The 14,577-nt window shown below is 73.4% G+C and carries 14 protein-coding genes; 6 read left to right on the top strand and 8 right to left on the bottom strand.

Annotated elements, in window-relative coordinates:
• Positions 1–76: 76 nt before the first annotated feature.
• Positions 77–361, top strand: coding sequence for a DUF6332 family protein (locus RI578_RS34315; RefSeq protein ID WP_310874690.1), 285 nt, complete (start codon positions 77–79; stop codon positions 359–361).
• Here the strand turns inward: RI578_RS34315 and RI578_RS34310 are convergent.
• The 3 genes from RI578_RS34310 to RI578_RS34300 are packed head-to-tail and all read right to left on the bottom strand — an operon-like array spanning position 322 to position 4,540.
• Positions 322–987 carry a response regulator transcription factor gene (locus tag RI578_RS34310; RefSeq protein WP_310874689.1) on the bottom strand — a complete coding sequence of 222 codons (666 nt, stop codon included), beginning with the start codon at positions 985–987 and terminating at the stop codon, positions 322–324. The two genes, RI578_RS34315 and RI578_RS34310, sit on opposite strands and share 40 nt — an antisense overlap.
• Positions 984–2,267 carry a sensor histidine kinase gene (locus RI578_RS34305; protein WP_310874688.1) on the bottom strand — a complete coding sequence of 428 codons (1,284 nt, stop codon included), beginning with the start codon at positions 2,265–2,267 and terminating at the stop codon, positions 984–986. Before RI578_RS34305 ends, RI578_RS34310 begins: the two co-directional genes overlap by 4 nt.
• Positions 2,268–2,320: 53 nt before the next feature.
• Complete coding sequence (locus RI578_RS34300; RefSeq protein ID WP_310874687.1) at positions 2,321–4,540, bottom strand: MMPL family transporter; 2,220 nt, start codon at positions 4,538–4,540, stop codon at positions 2,321–2,323.
• A gap of 117 nt (positions 4,541–4,657) precedes the next feature.
• Here RI578_RS34300 and RI578_RS34295 point away from each other — a divergent pair, with 117 nt between their 5' ends.
• A complete protein-coding gene (locus tag RI578_RS34295; protein ID WP_310874686.1) occupies positions 4,658–5,554 on the top strand; it encodes an AfsR/SARP family transcriptional regulator in 897 nt (298 codons plus the stop codon).
• An 81-nt stretch (positions 5,555–5,635) separates the two neighbouring features.
• Here the strand turns inward: RI578_RS34295 and RI578_RS34290 are convergent, their stop codons facing one another.
• On the bottom strand, positions 5,636–6,337 hold the full coding sequence (locus tag RI578_RS34290) for a TetR/AcrR family transcriptional regulator (RefSeq protein WP_310874685.1): 702 nt from the start codon (positions 6,335–6,337) through the stop codon (positions 5,636–5,638).
• A gap of 233 nt (positions 6,338–6,570) precedes the next feature.
• Between RI578_RS34290 and RI578_RS34285 the strand changes: the two genes are divergently transcribed.
• Entirely contained in the window at positions 6,571–7,020 is a 450-nt protein-coding gene (locus tag RI578_RS34285) for a nitroreductase family deazaflavin-dependent oxidoreductase (RefSeq protein WP_310874684.1), read from the top strand.
• Here the strand turns inward: RI578_RS34285 and RI578_RS34280 are convergent.
• Positions 7,010–8,296 carry a geranylgeranyl reductase family protein gene (locus RI578_RS34280; protein WP_310874683.1) on the bottom strand — a complete coding sequence of 429 codons (1,287 nt, stop codon included), beginning with the start codon at positions 8,294–8,296 and terminating at the stop codon, positions 7,010–7,012. The two genes, RI578_RS34285 and RI578_RS34280, sit on opposite strands and share 11 nt — an antisense overlap.
• A gap of 180 nt (positions 8,297–8,476) precedes the next feature.
• Between RI578_RS34280 and RI578_RS34275 the strand changes: the two genes are divergently transcribed.
• Both RI578_RS34275 and RI578_RS34270 read left to right on the top strand, forming a co-directional pair.
• Positions 8,477–9,832, top strand: a complete 1,356-nt coding sequence (locus RI578_RS34275; RefSeq protein ID WP_310874682.1) for a dipeptidase — start codon at positions 8,477–8,479, stop codon at positions 9,830–9,832.
• A 72-nt stretch (positions 9,833–9,904) separates the two neighbouring features.
• Entirely contained in the window at positions 9,905–10,609 is a 705-nt protein-coding gene (locus tag RI578_RS34270; RefSeq protein ID WP_310874681.1) for an MBL fold metallo-hydrolase, read from the top strand.
• Between the two features lie 2 nt (positions 10,610–10,611).
• Here the strand turns inward: RI578_RS34270 and RI578_RS34265 are convergent, their stop codons facing one another.
• The 3 genes from RI578_RS34265 to RI578_RS34255 form a co-directional block, all read right to left on the bottom strand.
• Positions 10,612–11,655 carry an NUDIX domain-containing protein gene (locus RI578_RS34265; protein WP_310874680.1) on the bottom strand — a complete coding sequence of 348 codons (1,044 nt, stop codon included), beginning with the start codon at positions 11,653–11,655 and terminating at the stop codon, positions 10,612–10,614.
• 155 nt (positions 11,656–11,810) lie between these two features.
• Positions 11,811–12,005 (bottom strand): hypothetical protein, encoded by a 195-nt coding sequence (locus tag RI578_RS34260; RefSeq protein ID WP_310874679.1) that lies wholly within the window; start codon positions 12,003–12,005, stop codon positions 11,811–11,813.
• A gap of 276 nt (positions 12,006–12,281) precedes the next feature.
• Positions 12,282–13,235, bottom strand: coding sequence for an ROK family protein (locus RI578_RS34255; RefSeq protein WP_310874678.1), 954 nt, complete (start codon positions 13,233–13,235; stop codon positions 12,282–12,284).
• Positions 13,236–13,454: 219 nt separating this feature from the next.
• Between RI578_RS34255 and RI578_RS34250 the strand changes: the two genes are divergently transcribed.
• Positions 13,455–14,531, top strand: coding sequence for a LacI family DNA-binding transcriptional regulator (locus RI578_RS34250; protein ID WP_193776655.1), 1,077 nt, complete (start codon positions 13,455–13,457; stop codon positions 14,529–14,531).
• Positions 14,532–14,577: the final 46 nt, after the last annotated feature.

Below are 14,577 nucleotides of genomic sequence, written 5' to 3'. Positions count from 1 at the left end.
GGCACCGGGTGCGGGTGCGGCGGTTGTGGTCGGCGTCGCGGTGCCGAGTCGGCGCGCGTCTGGGAGGCTTGCCCGCATGGATACCTACGGGGGACGGCGTACGCAGGGCGAGCGGGACGCGATCACGGTCGAGATCGGGTACGCGCTGTGCAGCGCGGCGTTCGCGGCGGCCGTGCTGTTCGGGGCCGTGGCGGGGCCGGCGTACCTCTTCGGCCTGCCGTCGGGCATGCGGGGCGTGCTCGTCGGTTCGGGTGCGGTGCTGGCCGTGGTGGTGTTCTTCGTCCGTGTGGTGAGCGTGCTGGTCCGGTTCGCGCGCGGCGGTCAGCCCAGCCAGCCCGGCCGCACCAACCCCGACTCGTAGGCCAGCACGACGAGTTGGGCCCGGTCGCGGGCGCCCAGCTTCACCATCGTGCGGCTGACGTGGGTCTTGGCGGTGAGCGGGCTGACGACCAGACGGCGGGCGATCTCCTCGTTGGACAGGCCGATGCCGACCAGGGCCATCACCTCCCGTTCGCGCTCGGTCAGCCTGGCCAGTTCGCCGGCCGCGGTGGGCTCCTTGGAGCGGGCCGCGAACTCGGCGATCAGGCGGCGCGTGACCCCCGGCGACAGCAGCGCGTCACCGTCGACCACCGCCCGTACGGCGCGCAGGAGTTCCTCGGGTTCGGTGTCCTTGACCAGGAAGCCGGAGGCACCGGAACGGATCGCCTCGAAGACGTACTCGTCGAGTTCGAAGGTGGTCAGCATGACGACCTTCACGTCCCGCAGGGCGGCGTCCCCGGTGATGCGGCGGGTCGCGGCCAGGCCGTCGAGGCGGGGCATGCGGATGTCCATCAGGACGACGTCGGGGCGCAGTTCGCGGATCGCGCGCACCGCCTCCTCGCCGTCGGCGGCCTCCGCGGCCACCTCGATGTCCGGCTGCGCGTCCAGCAGCGCCCGGAAGCCGGCCCGTACCAGTGACTGGTCGTCGGCAAGCAGTACGCGGATCACCGGTCCTCCTCCTTGACGTCCTTGGCGCTCTTGTGGCTCTTGTGGCTCTTGTCGTCCTCGGTGATTCTCACGTCGATCGGCAGGACCGCGAGCACCCGGAAGCCGCCGTCGGGGCGCGGGCCCGCCTCGATGGTGCCACCCAGCGCCGCCGCCCGCTCCCGCATCCCGGCCAGCCCGTTGCCGCTGCCGCCCGCCTCGGCGCCGGTCGCGGGACCGTCGTCGTCGACGCGCAGCCGCAGCGTGCCGCCGTCCCGGCCGAGGTGCAGGCGCGCGTGCCGCGAACCCGAGTGCCGTACGACGTTGGTGAGGGCCTCCTGGACGATGCGGAACGCGGCCAGGTCGGCACCGGGCGACAGCCGCGGCGGCTCGCCTTCGACCTCGACGGTGAGACCGGCGCTCGCCGCCTGCTCGACCAGTTCGGGAAGCCGGTCCAGCCCGGGGGCCGGCGCGCGGGGCGCGTCTCCGGGGGTGCGGAGCGTGTCGAGGACCTGGCGTACCTCGCCGAGCGCCTCCTTGCTCTTGGCCTTGATGGTGGTGAGCGCGGTGCGGGCCTGCTCGGGATCGGTGTCGAGGAGGGCGAGACCGACGCCGGCCTGCACATTGATGACGGAGATGCTGTGAGCGAGGACGTCGTGCAGTTCGCGCGCGATCCGCAGCCGCTCCTCGTCCGCGCGCCGCCTGGCCGCCTGGGCCCGTTCGGCCCGCTCCCGCGCCCACTGCTCGCGCCGGGTCCGGGTCAGCTCCGACAGGGCCACGATGGCCACCACCCAGGTGGCGATCACGATCTCCTGGCCCCAGGACGCGGCCGAGTCCCCGGAGGGTGGCAGCCACCGGTAGAGCCAGTGCGTCAGCAGGGCCAGCCCGGCCCACATCGTCCCCATCGCCGCCCACGCGGCCCTGCGGTGCCCGGCGACGACGGCACTGAAGCAGGCCACCGCGACGGCCACGAACACCGGCCCGTACGGGTATCCGACGAAGAGGTAGACGAGGGTGGTGACCGCCGTGCCGAACACCACGGGCACCGGGTACCGCCGACGCCACAGCAGCGCCGCTCCCGTCAGGAAGAGCAGCACGCGCGCGAAGGGGTCCAGCGGGACCCGCTCGCTCTCCTGGGCGTGGGCGGCGAAGTTGGAGCCGACCAGCACGAACGCCGTGATCAGCGCCGTGGAGCGCCAGGGCCACCGGGCGGAGTGCTCCTCCTCGCCCCGGTGGTTCCACCACGGGGGCCCGTGCCGCCACCACTGCGGCGGCCCGCTCCCGTGCTCGCGCTGTCCGTCCATGACCGCCACGCTAGACGCCGTGTGCCGCGGGCGGCGTCACCCGCGCGTGGTGATCACACGTACTCCCGGCGAAGTACGTCCTCCCCGCCCGGGCCGTCCTCTCCGCCCGGCCCGTCCGCGCTGTTCTCAGGGGCCCGCGCCGGCGCCTCCTTCACCCGGAAGCGGCGCAGCGGTCGCGGCGCCCACCAGTTCGCGCCCCCCGCGAGCCGCATCGTCACCGGCAGCAGCACCACCCGGATGAGGGTGGCGTCGACGAGGATCGTCAGGGCGGTGCCGATCCCCAGCTCCTTGAGGAAGACGACGCCGCTGGTGGCGTAGGACAGGAAGGACAGCGCGAGGATGCCGGCCGCGGCGGTGATCAGCGGGGCGCTGCGCCGGATGCCCTCGCCGACCGCGCGTACGGTGTCCCCGGTGCGCTGGTGCTCCTCCGTGACGCGGGCCAGCAGGAAGACCTCGTAGTCCATGGACAGGCCGTACGCCACGCAGAACATCAGCACCGGGATGCTGGGCTCGATGGAACCGGTCGGGGTGAAGCCGAGCGGCCCGGACAGGTGCCCGTCCTGGAAGACCCACACCAGGCAGCCGAACATCACGGACAGACTGAGCAGGTTCAGCACGGTCGCCTTGGCGGGCAGCAGCACACTGCCCGTCATGAGGAAGAGGATCACGTACGTGGCCACCAGCACGATCCCGACGGCGTACGGCAGCCGGTCGAGAAGCGTGGCGCGGAAGTCGGTGGTCTCGCCGGGGTAGCCGCCGACCAGGGCGGACGCCGGGGCCGGGGTGTCCCGGACGCGCTCGACGAAGGCGGGGACGTCGCCGTACATCGCCTCCTGCGTGGGTACGACAGCCAGCCGCACCCGCCCGTCCGGTGCCGTCAGCCGGTCCTGGCCGGGCGCGCCGGTGCGCTCGCCCTGGCGGTAGGTGCCCTCCGGCGCGTCGACCTGGAACACGCCGGGGAGCAGGGAGAGCGCGGCGGCGTACGCGCTCGTGCCGGCGCCCCGGCCCGGGGCGGCTCCTTCCAGGACGACCTGGACCGTGTCCGTGGGTTCGGCGGGGAACTCGCGGTGCACGATCTCGGAGGTGGTGCGCGAGGAGGTGCCCTCGGGCAGGGTGCGTTCGTCGGGCAGCCCGAAGCGCAGGCCCAGCAGCGGAGAGGCGGCCACCAGCAGGACGGCGAGGACCCCGGCGCCGGCCAGGAACGGGCGGCGCATCGCCGCGAGCGCGGTGCGGTGCCAGAAGCCGGAGGCGGGCGCGGTGGGCCGTTCGACACGGTGGCCCCAGCGGGCGAGCGCGGCGGGCAGGAACAACACGGCCCCGGCGACCGCGGTGAGCACGACGAAGACGCCCGCGTACGCGAACGAACTGAGGAAGAAGAACGGGAACACCAGCAGCGCGCACAGCGACACCGCGACCGTGACGCCGCTGAAGACGACCGTCCGCCCGGCGGCGCGGGTCGCCCCGACGACGGCCTCCGGCTGGGCGTGCCCGGCGGCGCGCTCCTCGCGGTAGCGGTTGATCACGAACAGGCCGTAGTCGACGCCCAGTCCCAGACCGAGGACCAGTGCGAGGTTCGCGGCGAACGTCGACACCTCCGTGACCTGCGCGACCGCCCGCAGTCCGGCGAGCGTGCCGACCACGGAGAACAGGCCCACCGCCACGGTCAGCAGCGCGGCGACGGTGCGCCGGTAGACCAGGATCAGCAGGAGCAGCACGGCCGGCAGGGCGAACAGCTCGGCGCGCAGGAAGTCGGCACGGGCCTGCTCGCCGACCTGCCGGGAGATCTCCTCCTGGCCGCCCACCCGGACGTCGAGTTCGGGGGTCGTGCGCGTCAACTCCGCCGACAGAGTGGCGAGTTCCTCGCGTGTCTCGGTGGCCGTGCCTTCCAGGCGGGCGAGGATCAGGGCCCGGCGGCCGTCCTCCCCGCGCAGGGCCGCGCTCCCGGCGTCCCAGTAGGCGGTGACGTCGGTGACGAGCGGCAGTTTCCCTACCTCGGCGGTCAGTTCACGGGCGGCCCGTTCGGTGCGCGGGCTGTCCACGTCACCGTCCCGGGCCGTGACCAGGAGGGCGAGGTTGGGGTTTCCGGTGCGGAAGTGCTCGCGCAGCCGGTCACCGGCGTGCACGGACTCCGTGCCGGGAGCGTCCCAGCGGGAGAGGTCGAGGTCGCTCTGCGCGCCGGCGCCGTACGCGCCGAGACCGAGGAGGGCGAGCAGGAAGCCGAGCAGCACCGCGCGGCTGCGCCGCACGGCCAGGCGGCCGAGCCGGGTGAGCATGGTGGGGCCTTTCTCCCGGGGGGTGGTCCGCACACCGTCGCCCCGGCCGCTGGAAGGACCACTGGAAGGACCGCTGGAAGATCCACCCGAATGCGGAGCCCGGGATACTCTCGACGCATGGGTGAGGGGACATCGGGGGCATTGGCGGCATCGGTGACGACGGGATCGACCGGCGCGACGAGCGCCCTGCGCTGCGAACTGCTCGGCCCGCTGCGCGCGTTGCGCGACGGCGTGGAGATTCCGCTCGGCCCGCCGAAGCAGCGTGCGGTGCTCGCGGTCCTGCTCCTGCAGGAGGGCCGTCCGATCTCGTACGACGGTCTGGTCGAAGCCCTGTGGGGCGGGGCGCCGCCGGTGCACGTGCGCAATCTCGTGCAGAAGTACGTCTCCGGGCTGCGCCGCGCACTCGGCGACGGTGCGGAGCTGGCGTGGACCGGGAGCGGCTACCGTCTCACCGGAGTCCAGGCCGACGACCTGCGCCGGCGTCGGGAACTGGTGGCAGAGGCACTGACCGCCCGCGACGCCGGCGAGCTGCACCGGGCCACTGAACTGGCCGGGCGGGCGGAGGAGTTGTGGCGCGGCGAGTTCGCCGAGGGCCTCCATGCGCCCTACCTCGCGGCGGAAAGGCTGCGCTGGGCCGAGAAACGGCTCACCGTCCTGGAGGCCCGGCTGGCCGGCCAGATCGAGCTCGGGCACTCCTTCGAGTACGTCCACGAACTCGTCCGGCTCGTGGCCGCGCACCCCTTGCGGGAGCGCCTCAGCGAACTGCTCATGCTCGCCCTGTACCGCGCGGGCCGTCCGGCCGACGCGCTCACCGCGTACGAGGCGGTACGGCAACGCCTCGCCGAGGCGATGGGCGCCGACCCGGGACCCGGACTACGGTCCCTGCACGCGCGCGTCCTGCGGCAGGACCCGGCGCCGGTGCCCGGAGATGCGACCGGGGTTGCCGTCGGGAACGCGGTCCGGGTCGGGGGCGCGGTCGGGGTAGAGGTCGGGGTCGCGGTCTCGGTCGAATGAGGGACGCCGAGGTCGCCTGAATCACGGGGCCCGGAACCCCGGGCCCCCAGAGCCCCCGCCTCTCGCCCCCGCCCCGCCCCGCTAAGGGAAGACCAGGCCCACCCCGTGGGCGAGCCGCTCCGCCGCGTGGCGGAAGAACGTGTCCCGGTCCTCCACGACCCGGTTGAACTGTCCGAACAGCTCGAACCCGACCAGCCCGAACAACTCGGCCCAGGCGGCCACGAACGCCGCCACCGTCTCCGGTGGCAGGTCGGGGGCGAAATCCGCCGCCATCCGATGGGCCTCGGGTCGCAGTTCGGCGGGCAACGGCGGCTTGGCGAGGCCCGGACCCTGGTGCGCGTCGCGCACGATGCCCGTGAAGACGTAGGCCACCCGGGCGGCGGCCGGGATGGTGTCGTCGGGCGCGGTGTAGCCGGGCACCGGCGAACCGTAGATCAGCGCGTACTCGTGGGGATGCGCCAGCGCCCACGCGCGCACCGCCTCGCACACCACGGTCCAGCGGCGGACGTGTCCGGCGTCGGCCGCCGCGTCGCGCGCCGCCTCGGCGGCCTCGCCGAGCGAGTTGTAGGCGTCGATGATGAGGGCGGTCAGGAGGTCGTCACGGCTGGGGAAGTAGCGGTAGAGGGCGGAGGACGCCATGCCCAGCTCGCGGGCCACGGCCCGCAGCGAGAGCTTGGCGGCACCTTCCGCCGCGAGCTGTCCGCGCGCCTCGTCCTTGATGGCGGCGGTGACCTCGATCCGGGCGCGGGCGCGGGCTCCCTTGGCGCCTTGTGCGGTGCTCATGCGAGCAGTGTGCCAAAAGGAGAGCAGTGCACGCAATGCAGAGCAGTGCACTCAATAACGATCAGCGCTCTCGATGGAGAGCGGCGCTCTCACTTAAGAGCGCCGCTCGCAAATCGGAGCGCTGCTCTTGCTCCGGAGCACCACTCTCGTGCAGACTCACCCCCACGCGAGAGCACTGCTCACAAAAGCGAGCGGCGCTCTCCCTCACTTCTTCGAGCGACCCTGGGGGCCCCATGTCCACGCACGTCCAGAAGCCCGGCTGGCTCACCGTCAACGTCCTCAACCGCACCCTGGCCTGGCTGACCCGCCGCGGCCTCAGCGTCTGGGGTTCACGCGTCCTCGCGGTGCGCGGCCGCAAGAGCGGCCAGTGGCGCACCACCCCCGTGAACCTGCTGACCGTCGACGGGCGGCAGTACCTGGTGGCCCCGCGCGGCCACGTCCAGTGGACCCACAACATGCGCGCGGCCGGCGGCGGCGAACTGCACCTCGGCAAGCACGTGGAAACGTTCACCGCCACCGAGGTCGGCGACGACGACAAGCCGCCGCTCCTGCGCGCCTACCTCAAGCGCTGGAAGGCGGAGGTAGGGGTCTTCTTCAACGGCGTCGGCCCCGACTCCTCCGAGACGGAGCTGCGCCGCATCGCACCCGACCACCCGGTGTTCCGGATCGAGATCAGGAAGTGACCTCGTCACCGGCGGGGTTCGCGGTGCCCGTGGTGCCCGGCGCTCCCGCCGAGCCCTCCGCGCCCGCGGGCCGGCGGTCGATCGCCGCGAGTGCCCGCTGCGCCAGCGGATGGCCGCGGACCAGCTCGCCCAGCGAGGTCGAGCCCTGCGTGATGTCCTTGAACGCCTTCCAGGCCGGACGGAAACCGGTCAGCGCCGCGTGGAAGAGCCCCGGCCGGCGCTCGAACACGGCCAGCATCCGCTTGCCGACGCTCATCTCGACGCCGAGCCCGGCCTTGATGGCGAAGGCGTAGTTCAGGGCCTGCTTGCGCGCGTCCACGGCGTCGTGCGCCTCGGAGATCCGCACCGCCCACTCCCCCGCGAGCCTGCCCGAGCGCAGCGCGAAGGAGATCCCCTCGCGCGTCCACGGCTCCAGGAGCCCCGCCGCGTCCCCACAGACCAGGACCCGGCCGCGCGACAGCGGTGAGTCGTCGGCACGGCAGCGCGTCAGATGGCCGGAGGAGATGCTCGGTTCGAAGCCGGCGAGGCCCAGCCGGCCGACGAAGTCCTCCAGGTACCGCTTGGTCGCCGCGCCCTCGCCGCGCGCCGAGATCACACCCACGGTCAGCGTGTCACCCTTGGGGAAGACCCAGCCGTAACTGCCGGGCATCGGCCCCCAGTCGATGAGGACCCGCCCCTTCCAGTCCTCGGCGACCGTCTCCGGCACCGGGATCTCCGCCTCCAGGCCGAGGTCGACCTGGTCGAGCTTGACCCCGACGTGCGCCCCTATCCGGCTGGCGCTGCCGTCCGCGCCGACGACGGCCCGCGCGAGCACCGTCTCTCCGCCCTGGAGGACGACGGCGACCGTGCGCCGGTCCGGCACCGCCGACCCGTGCTGCTCCACCCGTGCCACCGTGGCCCCGGTGCGCAGTTCGGCGCCCGCCTTCTGGGCGTGCTCGACGAGTTGCTGGTCGAACTCGGGCCGGTTGATCAGCCCGAACAGCATCTGCCGGGAGCGCCTGGTCCGGGTGAACCGCCCGTTGTTCGAGAACGTCACCGCGTGCACACGGTCCCGGAAGGGCAGTTCGAAGCCGGGCGGGAGGGTGTCGCGCGAGGGACCGATGATGCCGCCGCCGCACGTTTTGTAGCGGGGCAGGTCCGCCTTCTCCAGCAACAGCACGCGCCGCCCCGCGACCGCCGCCGCATAGGCGGCCGAGGCCCCCGCGGGTCCCGCGCCCACCACGACCACGTCCCAGACCTGACGCGCGTCGTCCGCCGAAGAGTTCTCGCTGCTCACGATGGTCTACTGCTCCCAACAAACCGCATGCCGCACCTGACCCCCGCATCCTACGGCGGGCATCGCCGCAGGCCACTGTGGGAGGATCGGGCCTACCAATCCGAGTACTCGCCGCACTCGTCGTACCCCTGTACTCCTCGTACTCCTCGGTACAACGTCGCACCCACAAGGAGCGTGCCCATGTCGTCGAATCCGGTCGCCGAGACCGTCTCCTCCCTGATGCCCAGGGCCAAGGAGGAACTCACCGCGCTGGTGGCCTTCAAATCGGTGGCGGACTTCGACCAGTTCCCGCGCAGCGAGAGCGTGGGCGCGGCCAACTGGATAGCGGCCGCACTGCGCGCCGAGGGCTTCCAGGACGTGGACCTGCTCGACACACCGGACGGCACCCAGTCGGTGTACGGGTACCTGCCCGGGCCCGAGGGCGCCAAGACGGTGCTGCTCTACGCCCACTACGACGTGCAGCCGCCGCTGGACGAGGCCGGCTGGGTCACCCCGCCGTTCGAGCTCACCGAGCGCGACGGCCGCTGGTACGGGCGCGGCGCGGCCGACTGCAAGGGCGGCGTGCTCATGCACCTGCTCGCCCTGCGCGCGCTGAAGGCGAACGGTGGCGTCCCGGTGCACGTCAAGGTGATCGCCGAGGGTTCGGAGGAGCAGGGCACGGGCGGCCTGGAGCGGTACGCCGAGCAGCACCCCGACCTGCTCGCCGCGGACACCATCGTCATCGGCGACGCGGGCAACTTCCGGGTCGGGCTGCCGACGGTCACCTCGACGCTGCGCGGCATGACCCTCGTCCGCGTCCGGGTCGACACGCTCGAGGGCAACCTGCACTCGGGCCAGTTCGGCGGCGCGGCCCCCGACGCGCTGGCCGCCCTGATCCGCGTACTGGACTCGCTGCGCGCAGAGGACGGTTCGACGACCGTCGACGGGCTGGCGGCGGACAATCGGTGGGAGGGTCTGGCGTACGACGAGGAGCAGTTCCGCCGGGACGCCCGGGTGCTGGACGGCGTGGAGCTGATCGGTTCCGGCTCGGTCGCCGACCGGATCTGGGCGCGCCCGGCCGTCACGGTGCTCGGCATCGACTGCCCGCCGGTCGTCGGCGCGACCCCGTCGGTGCAGGCGGGCGCCCGCGCGCTGGTCAGTCTGCGGGTGCCGCCGGGCGTGGACGCCGCCGAGGCCACCAAGCTGCTCCAGGCCCACCTGGAGGCGCGTACGCCGTGGGGTGCCCGGGTCGGCGTGGAGCAGATCGGTCAGGGCCAGGCGTTCCGTGCCGACACCACCAGTCCGGCGTACCAGGCCATGGCGGACGCGATGGCGGTGGCGTATCCCGGCGAGGAGATGCAGTACGCCGGTCAGGGCGGCTCCATCCCGCTGTGCAACACCCTGGCCGCGCTGTACCCGCGGGCGGAGATCCTGCTGATCGGCCTGAGCGAGCCGGAGGCGCAGATCCACGCCGTGAACGAGAGCGTGTCCCCCGAGGAACTGGAGCGGCTGTCGGTCGCGGAGGCGCTGTTCCTGCGCAACTACGCGGCGAGCTGACCCGACGCGCTCCGGTTCTGCCGTCGGCAGAGGGCTCTCGCCACCCGGCGGGGCCCTGCCTACGGTCGTTCCATGGACGTCATCGAGCTCCTCCCCCGCCTGCACCTGCTGCGCTTCCCGGTCGGCCAGGCCTACCTCTGGCGCGACGGCGACGACCTGACGCTGATCGACGCCGGGCCGGCCGGGTCGGGCCAGCGCATCGCCGCCTCGGCCGGGGCTCTCGGACGCGTACGCCGCGTCGTCCTCACCCACTTCCACGAGGATCACGCGGGCGGGGCCCAGGAGGTCGCCGCGTTCACCGGGGCCGAGGTGGTGGCACACTCCCTGGAAGCGCCGGTCGTGCGGGGTGAGGTGCCGGGCCCGGCGCCCACGTTCGAGGACTGGGAGCGCCCGCTGCACGCGGACGCCGTACGGCGGCTTCCGCAAGGCGGATACGACCGGCCGGCACGGGTGACCGAGGTGTCCGACGGCGATGTCCTGGACTTCGGCGGCGGGGCGCGCGTCGTCCACGCCCCGGGCCACACGGACGGCAGCATCGGGCTCCATCTCCCGCGGCACGGCGTGCTGTTCACGGGGGACGCCGTCGCCGCGTCGCCGGTCGACGGCAGCGTCATGCTCGGTGTGTTCAACGTCGACCGGGACCGGGCCGTCGGCTCCTTCGGGCGGTTGGCCGCCCTCGACACGGACGTGGCCTGCTTCGGTCACGGCGATCCGGTGACCGGTGGGGCCGCGGAGGCGCTCCGGGCATCGGCGCGGACCTACGGGGCGGTCGGCTGACGTCAGCCGACGGGGGTGCCCGCCTCCAGGTACAGTGCCGCGCCGCGCTCCCGGGCCCGCAGGGCCCAGCGCAGCCGCTCGTAGCGGACCGGGGGCAGCAGGCCGGCGGCCTCGTCCTCGCTGACGAAGCGCCAGTCGCGCAGTTCGGGGCCGGGCAGCAGCACGCGGGCGGCGTCCGCGGAGTCGAGCCGGCCGCCGTCGAAGAGCAGCCGCAGTCCGCCGTAGCCGGGCGGCACGGGCGATTCCCAGTCGACGACCAGCAGGGCGGGTACGTCCGCGAGACGAATCCCGGTCTCCTCGGCGACCTCGCGCATCCCGGCACGGGCGGGGGCCTCGCCGGGTTCGACGACGCCGCCGGGGAACTCCCAACCGGGCTTGTAGGTGGGGTCGACGAGCAGCACCCGGTCCTGCTCGTCGAAGAGCAGGACGCCGGCGGCGAGGGTCTCGGCGGTGGGCTCGGGCGTCTGCACGATGTCGCAGGCCGGTACGGCGCCGGTGTCGACGGCCTCCGCGATCCGGGCGGCGGCCTCGTACGGGGAGAGCGCGCCGGTGTCGATCGGGTGGGCGTCGGCGGTCAGCCAGGCGGCCAGGGCGGCGCGGTACGGCTCGATGTGGTCGTAGGACCACTGGCGTACGCGTATCTCGCCGTCGGGCAGGTCCTCCGGTATCTCACGGCCGGCTATACGCTCCCGCAGGATCGTTTCCGCCGGAGCGAGCAGGACGTGCCGGACCGCGATCCGGCGGGCGGCGAGGCCGCCGAAGATCTCGTCGCGGTACTCCTGCCGCAGCAGGGTCATGGGGACCACGAGGGTCCCACCGAGCTCGGCGAGCATCGCGGCCGCCGTGTCGGTCACCAGACGGCGCCAGATCGGCAGGTCCTGGAAGTCACCGACCTCGGCGAGGCGTTTGGGCGGCAGCAGGTGTGCGAGTGCGCCGCCGATGACCTCGGGGTCGAAGAGTGTGCTGTTCGGGATCAGTTCGATCAGTTCCCGGGCGGTGGTGGTCTTCCCCGCACCGAACGCGCCGTTGATCCAGACGACGGTCACAGGTCCCCCTCTTCTGTTGGCCCCCTGTGGCTTGCCCGCTCCACCCTGCCACGGAAACCAGGCCCAGTTGAGGGCGCACGACAGCGGCGCCAGCGTCCCCGGGGGAGGGGCGCCGGCGCCGTGTGGGCCGGGTGGTGCGTGCCGGGCGGTGTGCGTCAGCCCAGCTGCCCGAGGGCGTCGTCGTCCACGTCCAGGCTGTCGACGGCGACGGTGTCCTGGACGGTGCTGACGGTGTCCTCCACGTCGAGGTTGAGAGGGAGGTCGCCCGGGGCGGCGTGGGAGGGGCTGACGGCCGCGACGACGAAACCGGTGGCGAGGGACGCGATGGCGAGCATGCTGCGCTTCTTCATGCCTGCTTCAACTGCGCGACGGCGTCGGGGTCACGGGTGCGGTCCCGGGAGCGGCGGAATCGACCCGGGCTCCCCGCTCAGCGTTCCGGGCCCGGCCGACTCACGCCTGCCGGACTTCCGCCCGCCGGACTTCCGCCTGCCGGGCCGGGGTGTCCCGTGCTTCTGCTCCCGCCCTCGTGCTCAGGTATCCGTACCCCGTGTCCGTACTCCCGCGCTCGGGCCGAAGGCCACGTATCGACGCACCCCGCGCGCACCCCGCGCGCAGCCGCCCGCGGTTCAGACCCGCGCCGGCGTGGCCCCCGCCGTCCTCGTGAGTGCCGCCGCGGCCGCCCCCACCAGCCCCGCGTCAGTTCCCATCTGGGCGGGCACGACGGCCAGGCGCTGTACGAAGGACAGGGTCGCGTAGTCGGTCAGGGCCTTGCGCAGGGGGGCGAAGAGCACGTCGCCCGCCTTGCCGACGCCCCCGCCGACCACGGCGATGTCGATCTCGACGAGGGTCGCGGTGGCGGCGATGCCGGCGGCCAGTGCCTGCGCGGCCCGTTCGAAGGACGCCACGGCGACGGGGTCGCCCAGGCGGGCTGCGGCGGCGACCGCGGCGGCGGAGGTGTCGCCGTCCGGGCCGGGGCGCCAGCCGGCGTCGAGGGCGCGCCGCGCGATGTTGGGGCCGCTCGCTATGCGCTCCACGCAGCCGCGCGCCCCGCACGGGCAGGGATCGCCGTCCAGGTCCACGCTGATGTGACCGATGTGGCCCGCGTTGCCGGTCGGGCCGGGGTGCAGGCGGCCGCCCAGGACCAGACCGCCGCCGACGCCCGTCGAGACCACCATGCACAGCGCGTTGTCGTGGCCGCGGGCGGCGCCCTGCCAGTGTTCGGCCGCCGTGATGGCCACGCCGTCGCCGATCAGCTCGACGGGCAGGTCACCGGCGGCGGCGCGGACCCGCCGGACGAGCGGGTAGTCACGCCAGCCGGGCACGTTCACCGGGCTGACCGTGCCGGCGGAGGCGTCCACCGGTCCGGCGCTGCCGATGCCGACGGCCGTCACCCGCCCCCACAGCGGTGACGCGGCCAGCTCCCCGAGCACCGCCTCGACGGCCCGCATCACGGTGTCGCCGTGCTCCCGGGCGGGCGTGGCACGCTGCGCGCGCGCCTGGATGCGGCCGTGGCCGTCCACCAGCGCCCCGGCGATCTTGGTGCCGCCGATGTCCAGCGCTGCCACGAGGTCGGTGTGCATCAGAGTCGGATCTCCCCGTCGGACCGAAAAAAGCAAAAAATGACGAACACAAGAGCGCGCAGCGGACCGGCCCCACGGTGGGGGCGAGGGCCGGAGAGTGCGATGGACAGTGTCTCCCGCATCTGACAACGTTGTCCAGGCTCTATGCTCGACGCCACATCCTCATACAAACGCATGACCGACACATCCCCCGTGGACGACAGGAGCCGACGCACTCCCGTGGACGACAGGACAGGACACCGCATCGTGCCCGACACGCCCCGCCGCGCAGACCGCCTCCCCGGGAACCGTTACGGCAATCGCCCGACCATGAAGGACGTCGCCGCCCGGGCCGGGGTCGGTCTCAAGACCGTCTCCCGGGTGGTCAACGGGGAGCCGGGCGTCACCCCGGAGACCGAGCGCCGCGTCCAGGAGGCCATCGACGCGCTCGGCTTCCGCCGCAACGACAGCGCGCGGGTGCTCCGCAAGGGCCGCACCGCCAGCATCGGCCTCGTTCTGGAGGACCTCGCCGACCCCTTCTACGGGCCGCTCAGCCGTGCCGTGGAGGAGGTGGCCCGCGCCCACGGCGCCCTGCTGATCAACGGGTCCAGCGCGGAGGACCCGGACCGTGAGCAGGAGCTGGTGCTGGCGCTGTGCGCGCGACGCGTGGACGGGCTGGTGGTGATTCCCGCCGGGGACGACCACCGGTACCTGGAGCCGGAGCTGAAGGCGGGCGTCGCCACGGTGTTCGTGGACCGTCCGGCGGGGCAGATCGACGCCGACGTGGTGGTGTCCGACAACTTCGGCGGCGCCCGCGACGGCGTCGCGCACCTCATCGCGCACGGACACCGCAGGATCGGCTTCATCGGCGACATGCCCCGCATCCACACCGCCGCCGAGCGGCTGCGCGGCTACCGGGCCGCCATGGAGGACGCCGGCATACCGGTGAAGGACTCCTGGATGTCCCTGGGCGTCACCGACCCCGTGCGGGTACGCCGGGCGGCCGAGGAGATGCTCACCGACCCGCACCCGGTCACCGCGATCTTCACCGGCAACAACCGGGTGACGGTCACCGTGATCCGGGTCCTGGCCGAGCACGCGCGCGGCGTCGCGCTGGTCGGCTTCGACGACATCGAGCTGGCCGACCTGCTCCAGCCGGGCGTCACCGTGGTCGCCCAGGACGCGGCGGCCCTCGGCCGCACCGCCGCCGAGCGGCTCTTCAGGCAGCTGGACGGCACCCTGATCGCGCCGGACCGCATCGAACTGCCGACCAGGCTGGTCACCCGGGGCTCGGGCGAGCTGCCACCGGCGGACTGAGGGGCCCGTGTCGAAGCCACTGAGCGGGGGCCCCGCCCGGCCGTCC

This window comes from Streptomyces sp. BB1-1-1 (assembly GCF_031597775.1).
In the GTDB taxonomy this organism is placed as follows: domain Bacteria; phylum Actinomycetota; class Actinomycetes; order Streptomycetales; family Streptomycetaceae; genus Streptomyces; species Streptomyces thinghirensis.
Note: the sequence above shows the minus strand (reverse complement) of the source record. Positions and strands in the feature narration are given on the sequence as shown.

Coding starts and splice junctions, on each gene's coding strand:
- RI578_RS34290 (WP_310874685.1), bottom strand. CDS start 6,337: ATGAGCACCGCACAAGGCGCCAAGGGAGCCCGCGCCCGCGCCCGGATC.
- RI578_RS34305 (WP_310874688.1), bottom strand. CDS start 2,267: ATGGACGGACAGCGCGAGCACGGGAGCGGGCCGCCGCAGTGGTGGCGG.
- RI578_RS34285 (WP_310874684.1), top strand. CDS start 6,571: ATGTCCACGCACGTCCAGAAGCCCGGCTGGCTCACCGTCAACGTCCTC.
- RI578_RS34255 (WP_310874678.1), bottom strand. CDS start 13,235: ATGCACACCGACCTCGTGGCAGCGCTGGACATCGGCGGCACCAAGATC.
- RI578_RS34270 (WP_310874681.1), top strand. CDS start 9,905: ATGGACGTCATCGAGCTCCTCCCCCGCCTGCACCTGCTGCGCTTCCCG.
- RI578_RS34315 (WP_310874690.1), top strand. CDS start 77: ATGGATACCTACGGGGGACGGCGTACGCAGGGCGAGCGGGACGCGATC.
- RI578_RS34260 (WP_310874679.1), bottom strand. CDS start 12,005: ATGAAGAAGCGCAGCATGCTCGCCATCGCGTCCCTCGCCACCGGTTTC.
- RI578_RS34295 (WP_310874686.1), top strand. CDS start 4,658: ATGGGTGAGGGGACATCGGGGGCATTGGCGGCATCGGTGACGACGGGA.
- RI578_RS34300 (WP_310874687.1), bottom strand. CDS start 4,540: ATGCTCACCCGGCTCGGCCGCCTGGCCGTGCGGCGCAGCCGCGCGGTG.
- RI578_RS34275 (WP_310874682.1), top strand. CDS start 8,477: ATGTCGTCGAATCCGGTCGCCGAGACCGTCTCCTCCCTGATGCCCAGG.